General features: G+C 68.4%; 16 protein-coding genes, 4 pseudogenes and 1 CRISPR repeat array. Of the genes and pseudogenes, 12 read left to right on the top strand and 8 right to left on the bottom strand.

The window, feature by feature from the left end; translation table 11 throughout:
• Positions 1-57: 57 nt before the first annotated feature.
• The 6 genes from V1J52_RS24510 (at position 58) to V1J52_RS24485 (ending at position 6,911) form a co-directional block, all read left to right on the top strand.
• Positions 58-1,545 (top strand): type I-E CRISPR-associated protein Cse1/CasA, encoded by a 1,488-nt coding sequence (locus tag V1J52_RS24510; RefSeq protein WP_330142144.1) that lies wholly within the window; start codon positions 58-60, stop codon positions 1,543-1,545.
• Complete coding sequence (gene casB / locus V1J52_RS24505; protein ID WP_330142143.1) at positions 1,542-2,117, top strand: type I-E CRISPR-associated protein Cse2/CasB; 576 nt, start codon at positions 1,542-1,544, stop codon at positions 2,115-2,117. Before V1J52_RS24510 ends, casB begins: the two co-directional genes overlap by 4 nt.
• Positions 2,114-3,451, top strand: a complete 1,338-nt coding sequence (locus tag V1J52_RS24500; protein ID WP_330142142.1) for a type I-E CRISPR-associated protein Cas7/Cse4/CasC — start codon at positions 2,114-2,116, stop codon at positions 3,449-3,451. Before casB ends, V1J52_RS24500 begins: the two co-directional genes overlap by 4 nt.
• Positions 3,448-4,278 (top strand): type I-E CRISPR-associated protein Cas5/CasD, encoded by an 831-nt coding sequence (cas5e, locus tag V1J52_RS24495; protein WP_330142141.1) that lies wholly within the window; start codon positions 3,448-3,450, stop codon positions 4,276-4,278. Before V1J52_RS24500 ends, cas5e begins: the two co-directional genes overlap by 4 nt.
• Positions 4,275-4,991 (top strand): type I-E CRISPR-associated protein Cas6/Cse3/CasE, encoded by a 717-nt coding sequence (locus tag V1J52_RS24490; RefSeq protein WP_330142140.1) that lies wholly within the window; start codon positions 4,275-4,277, stop codon positions 4,989-4,991. Before cas5e ends, V1J52_RS24490 begins: the two co-directional genes overlap by 4 nt.
• A gap of 137 nt (positions 4,992-5,128) precedes the next feature.
• A CRISPR array of direct repeats spans positions 5,129-6,559; the repeat unit is 28 nt; unit sequence GTCGGCCCCGCACCCGCGGGGATGGTCC.
• A 211-nt stretch (positions 6,560-6,770) separates the two neighbouring features.
• On the top strand, positions 6,771-6,911 hold the full coding sequence (locus V1J52_RS24485; protein ID WP_330142139.1) for a hypothetical protein: 141 nt from the start codon (positions 6,771-6,773) through the stop codon (positions 6,909-6,911).
• Positions 6,912-6,963: 52 nt separating this feature from the next.
• Here V1J52_RS24485 and V1J52_RS24480 read toward each other — a convergent pair whose 3' ends face one another.
• Positions 6,964-8,211: an MFS transporter gene (locus V1J52_RS24480; protein WP_330142138.1), complete on the bottom strand. Its 1,248-nt coding sequence runs from the start codon at positions 8,209-8,211 to the stop codon at positions 6,964-6,966.
• 246 nt (positions 8,212-8,457) lie between these two features.
• On the opposite strand from V1J52_RS24480, the gene V1J52_RS24475 reads away from it, so the two are divergent.
• A complete protein-coding gene (locus V1J52_RS24475; protein ID WP_330142137.1) occupies positions 8,458-9,714 on the top strand; it encodes a serine hydrolase domain-containing protein in 1,257 nt (418 codons plus the stop codon).
• Positions 9,715-9,746: 32 nt separating this feature from the next.
• Here V1J52_RS24475 and V1J52_RS24470 read toward each other — a convergent pair.
• A pseudogene (locus tag V1J52_RS24470) lies at positions 9,747-10,058 on the bottom strand (aldo/keto reductase); the annotation flags it as partial.
• Between the two features lie 108 nt (positions 10,059-10,166).
• Here V1J52_RS24470 and V1J52_RS24465 point away from each other — a divergent pair.
• Positions 10,167-10,469 carry a hypothetical protein gene (locus V1J52_RS24465; protein WP_330142136.1) on the top strand — a complete coding sequence of 101 codons (303 nt, stop codon included), beginning with the start codon at positions 10,167-10,169 and terminating at the stop codon, positions 10,467-10,469.
• 158 nt (positions 10,470-10,627) lie between these two features.
• A pseudogene (locus tag V1J52_RS24460) lies at positions 10,628-11,017 on the top strand (helix-turn-helix domain-containing protein); the annotation flags it as partial.
• Positions 11,018-11,127: 110 nt separating this feature from the next.
• Here the strand turns inward: V1J52_RS24460 and V1J52_RS24455 are convergent.
• The 5 genes from V1J52_RS24455 to V1J52_RS24435 form a co-directional block, all read right to left on the bottom strand.
• Positions 11,128-12,207 (bottom strand): phosphotransferase family protein, encoded by a 1,080-nt coding sequence (locus tag V1J52_RS24455; RefSeq protein WP_330142135.1) that lies wholly within the window; start codon positions 12,205-12,207, stop codon positions 11,128-11,130.
• Between the two features lie 86 nt (positions 12,208-12,293).
• Positions 12,294-13,430 carry a TIGR03857 family LLM class F420-dependent oxidoreductase gene (locus V1J52_RS24450; protein ID WP_330142134.1) on the bottom strand — a complete coding sequence of 379 codons (1,137 nt, stop codon included), beginning with the start codon at positions 13,428-13,430 and terminating at the stop codon, positions 12,294-12,296.
• Between the two features lie 72 nt (positions 13,431-13,502).
• On the bottom strand, positions 13,503-15,371 hold the full coding sequence (asnB, locus tag V1J52_RS24445) for an asparagine synthase (glutamine-hydrolyzing) (protein ID WP_330142133.1): 1,869 nt from the start codon (positions 15,369-15,371) through the stop codon (positions 13,503-13,505).
• Positions 15,372-15,478: 107 nt separating this feature from the next.
• Positions 15,479-16,696, bottom strand: coding sequence for a cytochrome P450 (locus V1J52_RS24440; protein ID WP_330142132.1), 1,218 nt, complete (start codon positions 16,694-16,696; stop codon positions 15,479-15,481).
• A 465-nt stretch (positions 16,697-17,161) separates the two neighbouring features.
• Complete coding sequence (locus tag V1J52_RS24435) at positions 17,162-18,529, bottom strand: NsdA family TPR-like regulatory protein (protein WP_330142131.1); 1,368 nt, start codon at positions 18,527-18,529, stop codon at positions 17,162-17,164.
• 261 nt (positions 18,530-18,790) lie between these two features.
• On the opposite strand from V1J52_RS24435, the gene V1J52_RS24430 reads away from it, so the two are divergent.
• Positions 18,791-19,012: a hypothetical protein gene (locus V1J52_RS24430; protein ID WP_330142130.1), complete on the top strand. Its 222-nt coding sequence runs from the start codon at positions 18,791-18,793 to the stop codon at positions 19,010-19,012.
• Positions 19,013-19,660: 648 nt separating this feature from the next.
• Here V1J52_RS24430 and V1J52_RS24425 read toward each other — a convergent pair.
• Positions 19,661-19,921: pseudogene (locus V1J52_RS24425) on the bottom strand (transposase); the annotation flags it as partial.
• A 141-nt stretch (positions 19,922-20,062) separates the two neighbouring features.
• On the opposite strand from V1J52_RS24425, the pseudogene V1J52_RS24420 reads away from it, so the two are divergent.
• Together V1J52_RS24420 and V1J52_RS24415 are read left to right on the top strand one after the other, a co-directional pair.
• Positions 20,063-20,641 (top strand): annotated as a pseudogene (locus tag V1J52_RS24420) (DUF1877 family protein); the annotation flags it as partial.
• 68 nt (positions 20,642-20,709) lie between these two features.
• A complete protein-coding gene (locus tag V1J52_RS24415) occupies positions 20,710-20,901 on the top strand; it encodes a DUF1877 family protein (RefSeq protein ID WP_330142129.1) in 192 nt (63 codons plus the stop codon).
• Positions 20,902-21,107 lie beyond the last annotated feature (206 nt).

The raw sequence follows: 21,107 nt of genomic DNA, 5'->3' as shown, positions 1-21,107 counted from the left end.
GCGGCATCCCGGCCCCGTTGGGACCCACGGCGGGAAGCATGCACCCAGGCACTGACAATGGCCGGGAAACCAGAACCAGCCAGCCTCATCGAGGCCCTGAAGAACGCCGACACCTACCGGGCGATCACCGGATCCACCCCTGGTGAGACCATCGCTGTCCTCGAGAACCTGCTGGGGATCTGCTACGCCTCGGGCACCTACCCGGCCAGCGCCCGCGAATGGCGCCGGTGGGTCCACAGCAGCCAGCCCCTCACCCCGGCCGCCCAGTGGCTCGCGCAACAGCCCGACGACGACTGGGACCTGTTCCACCCCACCAGGCCACTGGGCCAAAACGCCCAGCTAGCCCCCTACCTGGACGAGCACGGAGCCGGGCCAGCACAGCTGGTCATCGAACATGTGGGGGACTACAACCAGTTCTTCGACCACCACCACCTCGAGCACCCAGCCCCCCTGCCGGCCCCCGCGGCATTCCGGGCCATGCTCGCTCAGCACCTGTACGGCACCGGCGGCCGCGCCAGGATCTCCGGCAAGGAGACCCTCGGCCCGACCATCACCAACCTCGCCCTCGGCCGGCTCAGTGCCCGCATCCGCGTCATCGCGCTCGGCGACACCCTCGGCGACACCCTCCGCCTCAACCTCACGCCCTCAGCCGACGGGCCCGGCACCCTCAACCTCACCTGGACCGACGGCCGGCCCCGCCGCGGGTTCACCACCAAGCCCGCCGGACGGCATGTCGACGGCCCCGCCGACCTCCACAGCGTCCTGGGCCGGTCCATCCTCATGCGCCCGGTCACCGGCCCCGGCGGGGAACCGGCCGTCGACCGGGTCCTGATGGGCGCCGGCGAGCTCCTGGCCCCGCTTCCCGACCGCTACATGCAAGACGCCGTCTACGCCAAGACCGCCTCGGGAACCCTCAAGCCCGTGTGGCCGTCAGCGGCCCGCGCCCTGTGGCGAGAAGCCCACGCCCTGTACGCGGCCGTCGCCGAACGCGAGAAAGACACCGACCTGTACGGCCGCCTCGCGCTGCTGCCCGCACGGCACATCAACCTGTGGGCCGTCGGACTCATCTCCAAGCAGACCACCGCCATCTCCTGGATCTCCGACAGCTTCCCCTTCGTCCCCGGACGCCAGGCCGACCTGCGGCACGCGGCCTCCACCGGCTCACAGATCGCCGAATACATCGCCGCCTGCCTCGGCAAAGCGGCATACACCGCCTGGACCATCGCCTACCCCAACCCCAAACCGGCCGACAAGGCCAGCCAGATCGCCCGCTTCGACGCCCGCGGTGAACACTGGGCCGCCACCGCCCAGCCGTTCCACACCCTCCTGGAAGCCGCCGCCGACGGCGAGGACCTGCCCGGCGCGCTCGCCGAGTACGCGGCCACCATCACCGCGTCCGCCACCGAGTTCCTCACCCGCCGCCTCGATTCTCTCCCTCCCAACGCCCGCGGCTACCAGGCCCGCGCGGAAACCCGCGCACGCTTCACCGACGAACTCACCAGCGGCAAAGCCCCCGACTACGTGAAGGAGGCCCTCCCCTCATGAACACCTCCAGCACCACCACCGACACCGCCACCAACAAACCGCCCGAACAACCCACAAAGACCCCGAGCGCGGAACTGGCCACTTGGCTGACCAACCTCGTCCGCACACGCCAGTACGGGCAGCTGGCCGACCTGCGCAGGCCCCGCGCCAGGACCACCACACACATCCTGGCCGCCGCCCACGCCCCCGCCGACGCTCCCAAACAGCGGGAAGTGTTCGAGCAGGTCGCATTCCTCTTCGCCGTCTACCACCGGGGCGCCATCCACCCCTCCTACGGATACGGCAGCCTGGGCACCGCCATGCGCAAGATCGGCAGCCCCGCCGGGCGCGGCCCCAACGACCCCGGCGCCACCCGCCTGGCCGACCGCATCGTCTCCAGCCGCCGCATCCCCTGGCGCCACCTCCAGCACGCCGTCACACGGCTGCGCTCCTGTGACCAGCCTCCCCCCTCCTGGAGGCAGCTGATCGACGACCTCGACCGCTGGACCGAACGAGGCCGCCCCGTCCCCTACAGCTGGGCCGTCAACTTCCACACCCCTGTCAGGAACACCACGAAAGGCACGACCAAGTGACCACACCCATCGTTCTCACCGGCCGCCAGTACCTCTCCCTGCACCTGATCGAAACAGTCGTCGCCGCACTCCCCGTCCGGGATGAGAACGGCGCTCCCAAAACTCTCGTCTACGGCGGCGCCGAACGACACGTGATCACCAGCCAGGCCAGGCGGCGCTCCGAGCGCGTCCACACCCGCAACCGCGCCAACGCAGGCGTCGGAGCCCTCGCCGGCCACACCATGGGCATGCGCACCCGCGAATGGGCGCTGATCACCGCCCGCGCACTCGAGGCCACGCACGGGTGGGACCAGGCAGAAGCCATCACCACCGCCCGTGCCGTCCTTGAGGCAGTCGGCTTGAAGTTCGGCGACCCGGCCAAGAAGACCGTCGCGAACCTCACCAAAGTGCTGCTGTTCGCTCCCGAGGACGCCGGTACGAAAATCGCGGAGCGTCTCCACACCGACCGCGAAGCGATCACCGCGTGGACCAAGGACTACGTGGCAACCCAGGAAGCCGCCGCGAGTAGCAAGAAGGGCAAGAAGCAGGCAAACAACGACAACGGTGCTGAGCCAGCCGCGGAGGACAACGGCGACGGGAAACTGCCGCCGCTGCAGAAGGAGATCCGCGCCGCCGTCCTCACCGCCCTCGCCCCCCGGGACGCGATCGACATCGCCCTCTACGGCCGGTTCCTCGCCGAGATCGCCGACTCACCCAACGTCGACGGCGCCATCCAAAGCGCACACGCCTTCACCGTCCACGAGGCCGAGCAAATCGACGACTTCTACGCCGCAGCCGACGACGCCAAACTCCAGCGCAAGGCCAACGCACTGGACTTCCTCGACGCCGCCGACGACGCCGGCGCCGGCATGACCGGCTACCAGTCCCTCATCACCGGCACCTTCTACCGTCACGCCGTCCTCGACCGCAGGAAGATCCGGGCCAACATCCGAGCCGCCGGCATGAACGAACAGGACGCCGAAGCCGCAGCCCAAGCAGCCGAAGCAGAATTCGTCACCGCATTCATCGACGCCTTCCCCGAGGCGAAGAAGAACTCCACCGCCTCCACCGGCACCCTCCCCGGCCTCGTCCTCGCCTTCACCGGCGACAGGCCATTCAACTACGCCGCAGCCTTCCAGAACCCCATCGACGAAACGGTCGACGGCCCCGCAGCCCAGGCTGCCGCCCGCCGGCTCCTGGACCACCACCGCTTCGTCACCGCACGCCGCCCCGACATCGAGAAGGGCCGTGTCCTCACTTACGACCTCGACATCCACAAGATCATCAAGGATCTCGACACAGCCGGAGAACTTCCCGCCCAGGAAGCCGGAATTATCGAGGAACTGACCGCATGACCCATACTCTCCTCGGCCGGCTCGCCGCCCCCCTCCAGGCATGGGGCGCCACCGCCCGCTTCTCCCGCCGCGACACCCACCTCCGACCGACCAAGTCCGCCGTCATCGGCATGTGCGCCGCCGCTCTCGGCCACGACCGCACCACACCACTCGGCCCCCTCGCCGACATCCGGTTCGGCGTCCGAGCGGACAGCCCCGGCACTCCCATCCGCGATTACCACACCGTCGGAGCAGGCACCTACCCCGTACGCCCCAGAGACATCATCACCGACCACCGGCGCGCCGCCGCCCTCAGTGCAAGTCTCGATGCCGCCACGGGGACCTCCTTCGGACACCACCATCTCACCAATTGGTACGGCGCCCCGAAAAAAATCACCACCGACCCGCTGTCCGGGACACTCATCTCAGCCGAACTCTCCCGCACCGCACTGATCACTGAACGCTGGTACCTGGCAGACGCCGCATTTGTCACCGCCCTCCAGCACCCCGACCACGGCCTGCTAAAAGAGATCGCCCACGCACTCGAACACCCCAAACGCCTGCTCTGGCTCGGCCGGAAATCATGCCCCCCCTCAGGAACCATCAGCGGCGGCGTCCACCACGGCCCCATCGAAACCGTCCTGGCCCGCACAGCCCTGCTCCCCGAAGCCACCACCGACCGCCCATGGGCCTGGATCGAGACCCCACCCACCACCCCCGGCTCCACCCCTACAAATGACCAACCGCTCACCTTCCACCCGGACCAGCGCGCTCACACCACCCGCTGGGAAACACGCACCCGCATCACCCTCACCGACACCACCATCGAATGGGACGTGATCCCATGACCAGCCCTAGCGCACGTCTCGTCACCATCCACAGCGTCCTTACCCTTGACGCGCAGCACTCCTTCACCGCTAAAGCCCTCATCGACGCCCACCACATGCACAGAACTGTTATGAGCGGCTTCTACGGCTGGGTACCCGATGGCGACCCGACCGCACGATCCCAGATGGGAGTGCTCTCCACTTGGACCGTTGACCTCAAAACCAACACCCTCGTCCTCGTCGTCCAATCACGCGTACCAGGTGACTGGACGCGCATCCCCCGTAGTGCACTTGTAGCGGCACCCCAGACCATCAACGTGGACCGGGCCATCCAGCCAGGTGACACCTTTAGCTTCCGAACCGTGGTGAACCCCGCCCGCAGCCGCCCATCCCGAAAGCCCCCCTCCGAGAAAGTTCGCGGCCGACTCGTCCCGCACACCACGCCCGAACACAGCAAGCAGTGGTTCCTCAAACGGCTCCAGCCCGACGGAGAACCCAACACCGGACCAGCTGGCATCGCCCGCATCGGAGCCAACACAGACTCCGAAGCCCTCAGTGTCCGCATGCTGCCCACGATCAGCAGCTCCGGTCCGCACAAAGGACTGCGCATCACACGAGCAGAGATGAAAGGAAAACTTACCGTCACCGACCCCAGCACACTCGTCACCACGCTCACCAACGGAATTGGTCACGCCCGCGCCTATGGGTGCGGTCTCATCCTCATTCGCACGTAGCACCCGAAAGGCTGAACATAGCAGCCCTTACTCGCGGAGGTTCTCCGAACGTAGCGGAGCAGCGGTACCGACGTAAACGTACATCCGCATCTGCGGAAGCCTTCCGTCCGGCCGACTGGTGGCACAGGCCGAGTACAAGATGCCCCGCACCCACGGGGATGGTCCCCACACCAACGGCGCCCGCGTCACCATCCGCCGGTCGGCCCCGCACCCGCAGGGATGGTCCTGCACATCGTGCGGTCCTCTTCGCGCACGTACAGTCGGCCCCGCACCCGCGGGGATGGTCCGATCAGCGGCTGTACCTGGTGGACGAGTGGCGGGTCGGCCCCGCACCCGCGGGGATGGTCCCTACGTCGTCCCGGCCGGGGGCGACGTGCGCTCGTCGGCCCCGCACCCGCGGGGATGGTCCCGTGTCCGGCTACCGGCTCATCGCCCGGTGGCCGTCCGCCCCGCACCCGCGGGGATGGTCCCACCCCGGGGCAGCTCTCTCCCCGACTACTCTAGTCGGCCCCGCACCTGCGGGGATGGTCCCTGGTCGAGGTCCGGCCGCCGGGCTGACCTGCTGTCGGCCCCGCACCCACGGGGATGGTCCGAGGATCCACGTCTTGGTCTCCAGGCGCCTGACGTCGGCCCCGCACCCGCGGGGATGGTCCGAGGCCGGCATCGACCCCCAACAGCTCTGCGAGGTCGGCCCCGCACCCGCGGGGATGGTCCATGCAACCGGTGAATTCCACGGTGAGCCGGTCAGTCGGCCCCGCACCCGCGGGGATGGTCCGAGGTCTCCGGCCTGGCCCACGACGCGCGGCGTGTCGGCCCCGCACCCGCGGGAATGGTCCGGTCTTCCTCCTGGTCGGATCAGGGGGTATGGCGTCGGCCCCGCACCCGCGGGGATGGTCCGGCGGTTCGGGTGGACGCGGAGCGGACGGAGCGGTCGGCCCCGCACCCGCGGGGATGGTCCGACGGAGGACTCCGCGGCGACGATCCCGCTCGGGTCGGCCCCGCACCCGCGGGGATGGTCCAGACCCGCTCACTCGGCCGCTGGTGGAACGGCTGTCGGCCCCGCACCCGCGGGGATGGTCCTCCCGCACCTGGTCGCGCGTGATCTTGGCGACCGTCGGCCCCGCACCCGCGGGGATGGTCCGACGAGCCAGACGATCTCGGCCGGGTTCCAGCAGTCGGCCCCGCACCCGCGGGGATGGTCCGGGCTTCGGCGGCATCTCCGCATCCGTCAACTGGTCGGCCCCGCACCCGCGGGGATGGTCCGTGACGTCCTTCCATGCGCACCACTGCACAGGAGTCGGCCCCGCACCCGCGGGGATGGTCCTGCGGTGGTGCTCACTCGGTGCTCTCGATGGATGTCGGCCCCGCACCCGCGGGGATGGTCCCTACGATCGTGGTTGATTCACGACTCAAGAAAAGTCGGCCCCGCACCCGCGGGGATGGTCCTGCCGTGCCGCTGGCGCGGCGGCTGATGGGCTGGTCGGCTCCGCACCCGCGGGGATGGTCCCTACGCCGCCTACCAGCGCAGCCTTGGCTACTCATCGGCCCCGCACCCGCGGGGATGGTCCCCAGCAGCGCCGCGATCGTCACCTGCACAGATCCTTGAGCCGGGCCTCGCCGCCGTCCCCGAGGTGATCGCCTGGTCGGTGCCGGCCCAGGAGGCGACCTCCGGCAGGTCCAGCGCGTCGTCGACCGCCCCGGTGGTCAGGTGCACCGAGGTGGCCAAGCAACGTCGCCAGTCGCCGCGGCTGTGGCGCCCCGGACACGTCGACCTCTTCCATGCCCAGCCTTGTGGTCTCCTGGCCCGTGCTGGTGGGCACGCACCGCGGTGAAGCCGACGTCGATGTCCTGGCCGATCGCGCCCTCGGCATCGGCCAGGACCGCAACGCGCCGGGTGATACGTCTGCTCACGGCGGCTGACTCCCTTCCGGGGCCGCCCGGGGGACGACGGGGCGGGCGTGGGTCCGGCGCGTCACAGCAGCAGTGCCGAGCAGGCTGCCGCGCAGCCGAGTGCTGTGGTCAGCAGGGCCGTGTCTGCGGCTGGCTCGGTGCCCGCCGTGCCGTGGCCTTCGCCGGTCACCGAGCCTGCTAGGGCCACGCCGAAGCCGGCGGCGACGGTGATGACGGTCTTCGTCACGCCGGACGCCTCCCCGGCCCGCTTCGGGCGGACGGCACCTTGTGTGGCGATGAGCGTCAGGGCGTTGGCCACACCGAGGGCTGCTCCGCAGAACACCGCCGCGGTGGGAGAGGTGGGCAGGCTGGCAGCGAGCACGAGGCAGAGCAGGCCCACGGCGTCGCCGCCGAGGCAGGCCGCCATGGCCGGTGCCGCGCCTCGTGCGGTGACACGGCCCGCGAGCGGGCCGGCGATGGCCATCGCGGCGGCGGGCAGGAGGAAGGCGCAGCCGGCACCCAGGGGCGAGAACTCCCACTGGCCTTGGAGGGAGAGGGGGACGACGAGGAGGAACATCACGGTGGCGGTGTTGGCGGCGGCCCCCGTGAGCGTGAGGATGAGGTAGGGCCCGTTGTGGAAGAGCCCGAACCCGATGAGTGGATGCGGGGCCCGGCGCTCAATGTGCGCGAAGACCGTCAGCAGCATGCCGCAGAAGGCGAACGGGAGAAGCAGCTGCTCTGCCGGCGCGTCCCGCTGGGTCTGGTCGAGCAGGGTGGCGAGCAGGGCGAGCGCGCCCGTTACGGTGAGCAGGCCCGGCCAGTGCACCGGCCGGGTCGCGTCGGGGGCTGCGCTCTCCCCGGTGCGTGAGGTCCACAGCGCGCCCAGGGCTGCCAGGGGGACGTTGAGCCAGAAGACGGCGCGCCAGGAGACGGTTTCGGTGAGGACTCCGCCGACGAACGGGCCGCAAGCGGTCGCGATGTTGCCGATGCCCAGAGCCAGTCCGGTGGCTCGGCCTCTGAGGTGCTCGGGGTAGACGTTGGTGAGCAGGGACAGGCCTACCGGCATGATCATGGCGGCGCCGGCGCCCTGGGCGATGCGGCCGGTGACCGTGCTTTCGCAGGGCCGCCCGAGCCGTACCTCCGCGCAGTCCGGATTCGGCAGGGGCTCCTGCGGACAGGAACTCCGGGTGCAAGTACGTCTTCGGATGCGGAACGAAGCCCTTGGCCGGCACGTCTCCGTCGGTTTGGCTGCCGCCGTAGTAGCCGCAGACCCGGGCGCCCACCGCTCGATGAGCGCGTGGCGCTCGGCGGCCGCCGGGTCCAGCGGCACAGCGGGCTGGTGCTAGCCGAGATCGTCCTCGGCGGGCACCAGCGCGATATCGGCGGCCGTGCTCATGGGGCCTTCGCCGACGCCCTCTCAGAACTCACCATAACGGGTTGCTGCTTCTCACCGGCACAATCAGCAGGGGGGTGGCAAGGAGGGCGGTGGCCGCCGGGTGGTAGGGGGCCAGCACCACCCCCGTCCGGGCAGCCAGCTGGATGGTGTGCGGCGCCGGCCCTCCGTAGCGTTCCGGCCATGGAGATCTTGAAGAGTGCGCGGTGGGGCCGGTCCGGACGGTGGCGTGCGGGGCTGGCCGTGGCCGGGGTCGCCGCAATCGGGACCGCATCGCTTCTCGGGCCGGGCACCACGGCCGAGGCCATGGGCGCCGGCGGCGGGGACGCGCGGTCGCGGCTGCAGTGGGACGCGGACGCGGTACGGGACACGGGAGCCACCGGGCTGACGGTGCTCGCCCGGGACGCGGCCGGGCGCGAGACGCAGGTTCGGTCCGGCACCGCGAGCCTGAAGGACGGGGGCCGGGTGCCCTTCGACGCCTACTACCGCATCGGCAGCGACACCAAGACCTTCACGGCCGTGGCCGCGCTCCAGCTCGTCGGCGAGGGCACGCTGAGCCTGGACGACACCGTCGAGCAGTGGCTGCCCGGGGTGGTCACCGGCAGCGGCAACGACGGCAGCCGCATCACCGTGCGCAACCTGCTCCAGCACACCAGCGGCCTGGCCAATTACACGGACATCGCCTTCGAGGGCCCGGCGGAGCTGACGCCGGAGCGCTTCCACGCACAGCGGTTCCGCTCGCAGACCCCCGAGGAGCAGGTCGCCGTGGCGATGGAGCGCGCCCCCGGCTGGCTGCCGGACGCGGACGATCCGGGCGCCGAGACGCAGTGGGCGTACTCCAACACCAACTACGTGCTGCTCGGGATGGTCATCGAGAAGGCCACTGGCAACTCCTGGGCGCAGGAGGTGCACGACCGGATCATCGAGCCGCTGGGGCTGCGCCGCACGCTGATACCGGATACCTCGCCGTACGTGCCGATGCCGACGGCCGCCGGGTACACGCAGTTCCCCGGCCGGGACGACCTCACCGACACCACGCTGGCCGTGGGCGGCGGCGCGGACGGCGGTATCATCAGCACCACCCGCGACATGAACACCTTCCTGCGCGCCCTGATGGGCGGCCGGCTGCTGCCGCCGGAGCAGCTGGAGCAGATGCGCACCACCGTCCCGGCGCCCGGCTACGCCACTGACGGCAGGACCCGCTACGGGCTCGGCCTTGCCTGGCGCCCGGCCGAGGGCTGTGGGGGCGGGATCTGGTACCACGGCGGCACGTCCTTCGGCACCGCCTCCGAGACCGCCGTCACGCCCGACGGCCGGGTGTCGGCTGCGGCCGCTGTCTTCACCACGCGCTTCGGTGACGAGAAGCGCTTCCTCGAGCAGGCGGAGGCCGCGGTCCGCCTGCTGGACCGGGCGGTGTGCGGCGACCGGAAGCGCGGGTGACCAGGGGCGCACACTCGCAGAAGACACCGCTTGATTTCTTCGATAGGCGTCGCGTAGTCGGGAGCGCGGGCCCACAACAGGTCCACTCGATCGGTTCTCAGACGTCGCAGGCTCGCCTCCAGCGATTCGCGTACTGCGGCGCGGAGGGCGGTCAGGGCCCGTATCCCGCCGGCGGCGAGGGTGTCGACGAGCCGGGAGACGGTCGGGTCGGAGGCGACCGGCCCGGACACAGCCGGCTCGGCCCGCAGCATCGCGACATCAGCTAGGCAGTCCCCGCCCAGCGCCACCGCGAGCGCCACATCCAGCAGCACCTTGCCCGGATCGTGCACCGCCCGGGCCTTGCGCACGGCGCGACGATGATCACGCGGTGGTCGTTCCCGCTCCTGGCCGGGTCCAGGGCAGTACCGAACTCCTCGCTTCGGCCCGACGGCCCTGATCGACAAGATGAGCGCATGGACAGCGAACCTCTGCAGATCCCGCTTGACCAGCTCCGGCACGCCTTCGAGCTGGCACTGCGACACATCGAAGCGTCAGTCGGCAGCACTGTGGCGCTCGAACGCGACTACTTCTGGTCTGTTCCGGGCGACGAACTCTATGACGTCCCCAATGAGCCGAGAACGATTACGATCGGGCAGCTCTCCGAGTCATGGCAGCACCTTGAAGACCTACTCGCCGACCCGGACCGAGCCGTGAGCTACCACCTGGTCTGGCTCGCCGATGTCCTCCGCGCGATCGGACGGGACACCGCCCAGTAACCAGCGCACGCGCGACGTGACGTGGAACTACGAAGGAACACTGAGCGTTTTCAGAGTGGCCACCGGCCGGGTGACGGGGCGGCCTCCCGCAACGCACGAGGCTCCTGTGCCGTTGAGAGAGGTGTTCGACGTCTCAACTCATCAGCGCAGGAGCCTCGTTGGTTCCCTGTCCTGCCGCACTCGACCTCCCGCACGCCCTGGTCGAGTGGGTAACCATGCTCATCGTCACCCGTGAGGGTGACCGCCGCTGTAAGCTCCCGCCGCACCAGCGTGCCCTCGTCGGCTTGGTCTACCTTCGCCGGCACGACACGCTCGCGCAGATCGCCGCCGGTTTCGGCATATCCGTCGGCACTGCCCACGCCTACGTCGCCGCCGTCGTCGGCCATCTGTCCCGCCGGGCGCCCGGGCTGCTGCGGGTCCTGCGGGAAACGGATCCCGATCACGTCCTGCTCGACGGAACGCTCGCCGAATGCAACCGGGTCGGTGACAGCCGGGCCGGCACGGGCTCCCCAAGGTCACAGAGCGTAGAGGACTCCATGATTACGGACTTCCGTGCCTGCTTCGTACCGGACCCCGCCCAACGTGACGGGACGTCAGAATCCGGATGTCATCCGACTACGCCGAAGCCCTGGGTAACCGGGTGATCCTGGACCTCCGGTCAGTCCAGCACACGTGCAGCTTCGACGTCGGCTACGAGTTGGGCGGCGCCTCGGAGCAGTTGCGTCCACATGGCGTCCCCGCGTTCAGTCCGCTCAAGAGTGACCGACGTGAAGACGGAAAGGAGAAGGGGAGAAAGCGAAGCCGCGCGGTAGCTCTTCCAGGCTTCGCCGTAACCGAAATGGCGCACGCCAGCTTGCGCGAGCCTGTCAACGTAGCACTCGAGAAGTTCTCGCTCGGTCGCGCGGCGAGTCTCGATGTCCACGCTTGAGGCCAGGAAGACGGCGACGTCGAGGCCCGGCGGTGCCAGGCACGCGGTCTGCCAGTCGATGACCGTCAGTGCAGGCACCGAAGGCGTCCTGCCGAACAGCATGTTGTCCAGGCGGTAATCGGCATGGGCGATGACGAAGGGTCGCTTCCAGAGGACGCCGAAGGCTTCGGTCGCCCGTGGTGCCAAGGTTCTGATGAGGGCCATGTCGCGCGGTTCGAGCCGCTCTCCGAAGCGCTCTTCGAACCTCCCGATCGCGAGCGGCACCGCATCGAACAACTTGCGCATGCTGCCGAGACCGCCGAGCCAAGGCAGCTGACGCAGGCGTATGTCGTCCCACCTGGGGGCCTGCAGTGCCACTAGCTCGCCGATCGCCAATGACACCTGTTCAGTCGTCGCGTAGGAAAGCATGTCGCCAGCCTCAGCCCCAGGCGAGAGATCATCGAGAACAAGGGTGAAGCGCCCTGTCTCCTCCTCCAATGCCCCCCAGTGGAGGGTGGGTGTGGGCAGGCCGACCGTAGGCGCAATCTCCTCGTAGAAGCGCATCTCCGAACGATAGACACCCATGGTCACGCCCACCCGGCGGCTGCTCGCGTCGGGCGAGGGCTGCTTCACCACCAGTGAGGCGGGGGCGTCTGTGACACGGTCGTACTCCAGGAGTGCGCGCGCCACTGAGCTGAGCTGGCCGGTCCCGATTCTGTGGACCGAGACCGAGGTGACATTCGTTCCGGGCTGGAGCGTCCCGCTCGCATGCAGGATGTGGGTGAACCAGTCAGGTGTCAGCTCCTCGGGTGTCTCGGCGATCCATTCCACCGCAGGCCGGCCCGATCGGGCATGCACGGCTCGGTGGCCCTCCGGGGAGAGTGATCGAACAGGGTACGCAGACGGCTCGCCCCGGGTCATGTCCGGTCCCGGTCACGCCAGGCAGCGATCAGCGCGGCGTTCTGCATCGGAGTCGAGCCGAACGTTGCCACCTCGTCCGCGCCCGCATCAAGGAACCGCTGCAGGGAGGCGACACACTCGTCGACACTGCCGATCGCCGAACAGTCGGTGATCCATTCCTGTGGGAGACGGGCTGCCGGCCCCAGCATCTCGTGGCGCTGGAACGTGTGATCAGCAGAGCGCTCCAGCCCCTTGAACTGTTCGTGACATCGCAGTCGCTCGACCGGTCCGGGGTCCCAGCCGTTCTCGGCCGCGAGCATGTCGCCGTAGTAGCGAAACTGCAGATAGGTCGTCAGTCGACCGGCTGAGATCGACAGCGTCTCCACTTCGTCCATGTCCGGCGCCGTGACCACGGGAACACACACGCGTACGGTGGCCGGATCCCGACCGATGCGCTCACATGCGGCGCGGATGCGCGCGACCGCCTTCCGCGTCGCCCCGGGCGTATACATCGGCGGCAGCAGAACTCCGTCGCAGGCCGCGGCGATGAGCTCGGCACCCATGCGCTTGGCCATGCCCGCCAGCCAGATCTCCGGTGGCTTCCCCTCGTAGGTCTGGGCGAAGTGGAGGCGGTCGAATCTGCCCGCCGGGCCGTCGTGACGGACTGTCTCTCCTGCCCAGAGCCGCCTGTAGATGTGGATGTAGTCACGCAAGGCCTCATAGGAGGTAACCTTGATACCCATTCCCGCGAGGGCGTCTTTCTCGCCACGCCCGAGCCCGAGAACGAAGCGTTCACCGAATGCCGCGTGCATCGTCGCTCCGAGAGCGGCAGTGGCCCACGGGTGCCGTGTAGTCGGGACTACGGCGCCCGTCCCGATGCCGAGCCGCGTCGTGCGCGCCGCCACGCCCGCGAGTATCACGTCGGCAAGCTTGATGTTCCATCGCTCCGACAGCCATACGCGACGGAAGCCTAGCCGCTCCGCGTCGACGCCGTCCTGGATCCCCTGGGCAGGTGTACGTCCCTCGGTGGCGCGGCGGAAGCGGCCGGGGTCGGATCCGACGGCACCGGCGATGATCCATGCGCTCATGTCCTCGACGGCCGGCGCGAGCGGCTTGCCCGTTGGCGCCGGGGGAGTGCGCATCTCAGGGGTCACAAGAGCCTCCTCGATCGGTTTCTTCGCGAATGTGTCGTGAGAGAGGGCGGCTTACGGCGCCGCAGCCGATGCTCAGAGATTCAGCTCGACCTCGTAGTCACGCAGCCAACTCTCCAATGCGAGCACGAACTCCATGCTGTAGCGATATTCGTCCCCGGAGGACCGGGCCGCCGTCTCCGCGCCGGGCAGGTGCAGCAAATCGCGGACGGGAGCGGTCCTGTCGGCAAGGAGCGTGCGCATGTGCACACGAAGCATGTCGGAGTAGCGTGGATCCTGGCTGCCGGGGTACGGGCTCTTGACCCGTTGGAGGACCGAATCCGGCAGTAACGGTCCGGCCGCCGCACGGAGGAGCGACTTCTCCCGGCCGTCGAACGTCTGAAGGGACCACGGCACATTGAAGACGTACTCCACCAGCCGGTGGTCGCAGTAGGGCACTCTAACCTCCAGCCCGGTGGCCATGCTCATGCGGTCCTTTCGGTCGAGCCAGAACTGCAGATGCCGGGTGAGATGGAGGTAGCTGATCTCCCGCATGCGCTTTTCCAGCCCCATCTCTTTCGGTCGGCGCGGCACCTCGGTCAGCGCCTCTCGGTAACGGTCTGCGAGGTACCCCTCCGGGTCGACCCGGCGCAGCAATTCCGGGTGGAGCAGGGAGAGTCTGGTGATGTCGCCGCCACCGTCTCCGGAAAATCCGCGCTTGCCGAAGATCTCTGCCCAGGGGAAGGTGTCGGACATCGCCGCCGTGCCGTCTTGGAACCAGCGATAGCCCCCGAAGAGTTCGTCGGCTCCCTCTCCGGACAGGGCGACGGTGGAACGTTCCTTGATGGCCTGGAACAACAGGTAGAGAGAGGTGTCGACCTCGCCGACGGCAAGGGGGAGATCTCGGGCGGTCTGTACCGCGGCGCGGTGACCTCGGTCGGCCAGGGCCGCAGTGTCCAGGACAAGGTCGGTGTGATCGCTGTGTACATGCCGTGCAAGCGCGTGCGCGTAGGGGCGGTCGGGCGTGCCCCGCAGGCTGTCCGGGCGGAAGTCCTTCGCCTGACCGGCGAAGTCGAGGGCGAACGAGCGCACCGGACCACGCCCGTTTTTCCGGAGTTCCCCCGCGGCCAGCGCGGTGATGACCGAGGAGTCGAGGCCGCCCGAGAGGAGCGTGCAGAGCGGCACGTCCGCGACGAGCTGACGGGCGACGATATCGTCGAGGAGCTCCCTCACACGGGCAATGGTCGCCGGGAGGTCGTCGGTGTGCTCCTGGGCTTGCAACGACCAGTAGCGGCGCGGTGTCAGACCCTCGCGCCGTACTCGAACCGTATAGCCGGGCCTGACTTCGTACATGCCCTGGTAGATGGCATGGCCAGGGGTTTTTGCGAGGGTGAACAACTCGGCCAGGCCTTCGACGCCGATCGCCGGACGCGCATCGGGATGAGCGAAGATCGCCTTCGGTTCCGAGCCGAACAGCACTCCGTCGTCGGTCGGCCAGTAGAACAGCGGCTTGATACCCAGTCGATCGCGTACGAGCAGGAGCTGCTGGGACCGGGAATCCCATAAGGCGAAGGCATACATGCCGTTCAGCCGGGTGGTGAAGTCCTCGCCCCACTCCAGGTAGGCGTGCAGGGCGACCTCTGTGTCACTGCAGGTGGCGAAGGTGTGTCCGGCGGCCCGCAGTTCGTCCCGCAGCTCGCGATGGTTGTATATCTCGCCGCTGTAGGTGATGACCAGTCGGCTGTGCCCGTGATGTTCCACAAGCATCGGCTGCTTGCCACCCTCGATGTCGATGACCGCGAGGCGTCGATGTCCGAGCGCGGCGTTCGTATCCGTCCAGACGCCGCCCGCATCCGGTCCGCGGCACGTCATCGTCTGAGTCATGTCGTCGACGATGCGCCGTGTTCGAAGCCCCTCGGCACCCAATTCTCCTTGATACGAGATCCAGCCGGCGATACCGCACATAGGTGGAGTTCCCTACCTTCCGATACTTCGGTCACGTTTTTCTTCATCGTCGGCGGGCGTGTATTGGCCGCACACATCCGGTTCGTCGACCTGTCTGCGATTCACGGTCAGGTCGTGACCATGAGTGTCTTCAGACCGTGGAAGCCCACGTACGAATTCCAGACAGGCGGGGTGTCAGCACAGACACGCAGGCCCTGTTTGCGGTCCATCAATCTGCGCAGAGCGACCGATGTCTGCACGCGAACCATTCCGGCTCCGATGCAACGGTGTATGCCAGTACCCATCGACAGATTCTTCACCCGCCGACGCACATCGAGGACGTCCGGCTCACGGTAGTTTTTCGGGTCGCGATTCGCCGATCCCACGAGGGGCAGTACCGCCTGCCCCTTGTGGATGCGATGGCCCTGATACCGGAAGGACTCGGCCGCGAGGCGTCCGATGTACTGCACGGGCGGGTCGAACCTCAGGAACTCCTCCACGGCGGAGGGCCACAGGTGTGGATCTTCGTCGAGCAGCGTCCGCTGCTCGGGAAACTTCTCCAGGGCGAGGACAGCGCTGCCGATGAGGTGACGGGACGGCTCCAGCCCGGCGAACAGCAGAAGCACACACTGAGCGCATGCCTCCGCTGTGCTGAAATCGAAGCCCGACCCTCCGCCTGCCAGCAGACCGCCCAAGATGCTCGACTCGGGTAACCTCGACATGTCGGAGGCCAGTTGCCGCAGGTAGGACATCAGTGCATCGGCGCTGTCGCGGGCCCGCCGAACGTCATCGGCGTCGAGGTCACTCGTGCCGAAAAGGTAAGCGATGGCGTCCGCCCACTCACTGAGCTTTTCATGATCACCTTCCGGGGCGCCCATCAGGCGAGTGAGCAGCAAGGCAGGTAACGGCTGGGCGTAGTCAGCGACCAGGTCGACCCGGCTCCTACTGCTCCACCGGTCGATCAGATCGTCGGCGATCTCTTCGACGGCGTGCCCGACGACGGCCGGCGTCAGGGCGCGGAACACCTCGTCCATCCGCCGGCGCCGAAGCATGTGCTCATCACCCTCATGGAAGGCCGTCCAGGTCCGCAGGAAGTCCACGAAACCCGAGAATTCATCCCTTTGACTTTCCGGTAACGCCAGGATGGGCAGAAGCGCTCTGTTGTTGGTTAGCTTGTCGCTGCGCAACAGTGCGGCGGCATCCTCGTACTGGAAGAGGATCCATGAGCCGCCGTACATCTGCGAATGGTGAAACGGATCCCGTTCCCTGATCTTCTGATAGATGGGGTACGGATCGACGAAGAGTTCCGGGTTGCTGAAACTGAAGTGGGACAAATCGATCGACATGTGCATCTCCATTCGGACGAGAAACGCACCGGGCGCGGCCCCGGTCAGCGGTGGCCACTCGCGCGACCCCGCCACGGGGTGACGCGGAGAGTGGTATTCCGGCGACGACCGGCGGCAGCCGAAAGGCCGCTTCTGCGCCCCTCTTATTCCGAGTATCCAGACCCGCGTGGGGCACACCTCGCCGGGTGCGCGAAAGCGTGAACGTGTTGAACACGTGGAAACCAGCGACACGCCTCGCTACTGCCCGCAGGGCGGCTCACTCGGACGGACGCCCACGCCGTGCCGACACATGCGCCCCAGCCGACAGTGACACCATGAACGACCCATTGTTCGATCATGTCGCCGCCCTCACGCGGCGCGCGCCCCGAACCGAGGAATCCGGCCTCGGGGCCGGTGCGCGTCCCGACCGCTGTACAGAGGAACAGCCCTGCGGGGCACCGGCTGTGTGTCCCCGCCACCGGCGGGTCACCGCTGGGCGGGCACCCAAGGCACGTTGAGAGCCAAAAGCGTCCTAACGAGATCGGCCGCCTCGGGAAGCCGCTGGAATTGCGTGAGCCGCGCTTGTAACTCCTGGAGTAGCAGAGAGGACCGGTGGGACCGCAGAGCCGGGTACTCGCTGACGAACAGCCGGCCGTGGACGCAGGCTTCGTCGACGTGGCCCTGGTCCAGCAGGACCAGGGCCAGCCGTGCTTGGCTCTGCGCCCGCAGACGGTGCTCGTGACCGAGACGGTGGTCGGCCGCGGACCGCAGGGCATCCAGGGCCGGCCGCGTGAGCCCGAGCCGATAGAGAGTCTGTCCCGTGCGATAGGCCAGTCCGGCCGCCGGGTAGCGGTGGAAGGGCCCTTCTCCGGAGCTTGTCTGCCCCCGCACCTGCTCAGCTGCGCGGAGATCCCGGCAAGGGGCGCGGCGTTCCCCCGAAAAGCTCCGTACATAGGCCCGTTGGGCGAGAACGAACGCCCGTAAGTTCCCGTCCTTCGATCGGCCGACGGTGGTGACCGCCGCGTCGGCGAGATCGTCCGCGTAGCGCGGCGCGTGCATCCGAACCGCTTGCACGCTCATCGCCCGGAGCGTGATCGCACGTGTCCTTCGGTCTCCGGCCTCCGACGCGGTACTGAGTGCGAGAAAGTAGTAGCGCTGGGCAAGACCTTGGAAGCCGGCGTCCGCGGACATACCTCCCAGGATGTGGGCGAGTTGCGCGGTCGCCGAAATGAGAGCCGGGCGGATGTTCCGCGGCGTTGGCTGCGCCAGCAGGCGCGCTACGTCATCACCGAGGTAGGACGCCAACGCGCCGCGGGCGTGAGCGCCGCCGAACCGTGACCAGTTGGCGTAGAACTGGTCGACGACGAAACGGATCCTGTCCACATCGGCGGCGCCGGCCTTCGCCCCCGAGCCGCTGCGGCTCACGGAGGCCGCCGTACGAGCGACGTGGATGTCCGGGAGGCCGCGCTCGCGGAAGACGTAGGACTGCAACCCCGACCGGCGCACCGGCTCGGCATCGGTCCGGGCCAGAGCGACGAGGTCGTGAAGGGGGACCTGTGACACAGGCTCACCCGTAGGGTCTGCGGTATCCGAGCCCTGTGTCAGTCCCGTCTCCGCCACTCCGATCAGACGGCGGGTTCCACGTGTGAATACCTCCGCCACCAACTGGGCGACGAAGGCCCGGGGGCGGGAACCGGCCAGCCAGTGCGCCACCGAGGTGCGGTCGTACCGCAGCACCACTCCTTGCGCGGCCGCGAGACGGTTGACGCTGCGAGCCAGTTCGGCAGAACTCATGCCCGCTTCGGCCAGCAACTGTGCGAGCGAGTCGTTGGGCTGGCGAGGGCGTTTCGGCACAGGGGTCTCCTGTCCTCTGGCTCCGGCAACCGGCTGGCCCCGGAGGGCTGCCCTCAGTGTCACATCGGCCCTCGGGAGAGCAGGGGTTCGTTACCGGACGAATGCCAGAGGTGTCTGCTTCTACGGAAAATTCGCTTGGTGAGGCTGATCCTCTGGAGTGGACACCCTGACAATGGATCTTGATGGCCCAGAGAGGGATGTCCAGGTGGGACGCAAGTCTCCGTATCCGGAGGAGTTCAGGAAGGGCCTCCCACCCTGATCGTGGACACCTCGACACTGAGCGGCTCACTGCCGTGGGTTCAAACCCTGCGGTGGCATGCCACGGTTGTCACGGCCCGCGCAAGCATGCTCATCGTGCTGATTTCTCTGCCGTTCCTCCTCCTGCCGGTCTCTTTTCCGCCCCGGGTGCTGCCCTGCCTGATGCTCTGTCTCGCGGCCTCGCACGGATCTGTGCTGATCCATCACCGATTCCGCCGTCGCTGACGCGACAAGCCGGGCGGCGAGGACAGCCTCCTGACCGCCCGGCCGCAGCGCATCTCCTCGAACCCCTTCCTCGTGGGCGGGCATAGATACCCGCCCCGGCACCCCAAAAGAGGTACCGGTGTCACCCCGTTCCCCTCACAACCCCCGGTCCGCGTCCGGCCGGGCGGCCCGCTCCACTCCCACGGCCGACCCCGCCCGCGCCGCCCGCTGCACCGAAGCCGTCCGCGGCATGGCCGAGGATGCCATCGTGCGGTCCGAGGACTTTCTGGACCGGGCCAGCAGCGAGAACGCTTCGACGGAAGAACTGCTCCAGAAAGCCGCCGGCCTCCACGCCCTCCTCGAAGACGTGATCGCGACGCTCGTCGTGCGCCAGCGCTCGGAGGGCAAACCACTCGACGAACTCGCAGTCATCCTGGAGCGGAGCGCGGACCGGCTGCGCAAGAAGTACCCCCCGCAGGACATCGACCGCACGATCACGAAGCGGAGCCGGCCACGACGCCCGGCCAGCAAACTTCCATCACCGACCGAACCGCCGGACCCACCGGACCCGCAGCCCCTCCAGCGGCTGCCGCGCCAGCGCCTGGCAAGCGCCCTGACCCGCGCCTGGCAGATCAGGGGTTCGTGGCGGGCGAGGACCTCGTCGGCGACAGCAGGCTCGGCCCGCAGCATCGCGACGTCCGCGAGGCAGTCCCCGCCCAGCGCCACCGCCAGCGCGACGTCCAGCAGGACCTTGCCCGGGTCATGGACGGCCCGCGGTTTGCGCCACGGAGCCAGCACCTGCGATATCGCCTGATCCAGACCGGTCTTGCGGACTGTTTCGACCAGCAGGACCGACCCGGCCTGACAGACCACGGCCCGGCCGTCATCCTGGACACGGACATGGGGGTAGGACCCGGTAGGCTGCTTCACCTGGAAAGTGCCTCCGACAGGAGCGGGAACAAGGACCTCAGCAATCCTCATTCTCGCTGGTCAGAGGCACTTTTCGCTTAACTGACCGCCTGCCGGACAGCCCGCTTCATGAAAGCGCGAGGCTAGAGGCGTATCGGCTCCATGCTTCCGGTTTCGGAGGCCCAGCTTGGCCGTGGTAACCCGGTGGTAGCTCAGAGCCTCAGCGACGACCGGGGCGGGCGTCTCCGGGACGTGCGCCGGATCGCGGTGGTGCGGCGGCTCCCCGGCCGACGCACCGATCCCGCCCAGGCCCCGGCCGGCTGCCCGGCTCGAAGAAGCAGTGACCGGCACCCCGCCCTGAACTCGGGCAGTCCTCGTCACCGGCAAGGCATACGCCCGGTCAGTCCACCACCAGAAGGGAACCAAGCCCCGACGCACGGAGTGACCTGCGGCGCCCGGGGTCCAGCCCCACTGTCAGGCACGCTCCGTATGCTGCCGCCCATGAGCATGAACGGGGAGTACCTGCGTGTCGCGCCTGCGGAACTGGATCGGGCCCTCAAGGATCCCGAGTGGGCCCTGGCCCTCGCCGAGGAGATTCAGGACGCGCAGGAGGGGCATCAGCCAGCGCCGAAGGAGGCGCGGCATTTCACCACGCACAAGACATGGGACCTGTTCGGCTTTCTCCTGCGACGCTCGGCCTTCCCTGTCGATATCGTCCACGGCGAGCAACCCCTCGCCGACGACGACTGGGGCTATGGACCACCGCGATACCTGACTCCGGCTCGGGTCCGGCTGGCGGCTGACCCAGCTTGCACCAGACGACGTATGACCAACTCATCCAGGGTGTCGATCCCTCCGAACTCACCGAAGCCGAGGTCTACCCCCAGGTCTGGGACTCGCCCACGTCACTGGAGTGGGCCCGTGACCTGTTTGCTCCGCTGACAGACTTCTTCCAAGGTGCCGCATGCACCGGTCACGCCATGCTGATCTGGCTCGACTGAGCCACTTCTGGCGGCTGGACGTGAATGACCAGCTGAGTTCGACCTCGTGATGTCGTCGAGCTGGCCGGGCGCGTTTCATGAGCTGGTGCCTGAGTGCAGGCAAGGCGCGCTGGCCTGCACTCAGACGCCAGCTCGTTCCCGGTTGGCTGATACCGGCTGTGTCCGTCGGCTGAGGCGGCCGGTCGCCCTGGGCCCGGACTCTCCGC

The sequence above is a fragment of the Streptomyces solitudinis genome (assembly GCF_036323765.1).
Taxonomy (GTDB): domain Bacteria; phylum Actinomycetota; class Actinomycetes; order Streptomycetales; family Streptomycetaceae; genus Streptomyces.
This window is presented reverse-complemented; position numbering and strand designations above follow the sequence as displayed.

What these genes read in the sequence shown, in the direction of transcription:
- V1J52_RS24510 (WP_330142144.1), top strand. Translation starts at nt 58, where the DNA reads ATGGCCGGGAAACCAGAACCAGCCAGCCTCATCGAGGCCCTGAAGAAC.
- casB (WP_330142143.1), top strand. Translation starts at nt 1,542, where the DNA reads ATGAACACCTCCAGCACCACCACCGACACCGCCACCAACAAACCGCCC.
- cas5e (WP_330142141.1), top strand. Translation starts at nt 3,448, where the DNA reads ATGACCCATACTCTCCTCGGCCGGCTCGCCGCCCCCCTCCAGGCATGG.
- V1J52_RS24490 (WP_330142140.1), top strand. Translation starts at nt 4,275, where the DNA reads ATGACCAGCCCTAGCGCACGTCTCGTCACCATCCACAGCGTCCTTACC.
- V1J52_RS24485 (WP_330142139.1), top strand. Translation starts at nt 6,771, where the DNA reads ATGCCCAGCCTTGTGGTCTCCTGGCCCGTGCTGGTGGGCACGCACCGC.
- V1J52_RS24475 (WP_330142137.1), top strand. Translation starts at nt 8,458, where the DNA reads ATGGAGATCTTGAAGAGTGCGCGGTGGGGCCGGTCCGGACGGTGGCGT.
- V1J52_RS24465 (WP_330142136.1), top strand. Translation starts at nt 10,167, where the DNA reads ATGGACAGCGAACCTCTGCAGATCCCGCTTGACCAGCTCCGGCACGCC.
- asnB (WP_330142133.1), bottom strand. Translation starts at nt 15,371, where the DNA reads ATGTGCGGTATCGCCGGCTGGATCTCGTATCAAGGAGAATTGGGTGCC.
- V1J52_RS24440 (WP_330142132.1), bottom strand. Translation starts at nt 16,696, where the DNA reads ATGTCGATCGATTTGTCCCACTTCAGTTTCAGCAACCCGGAACTCTTC.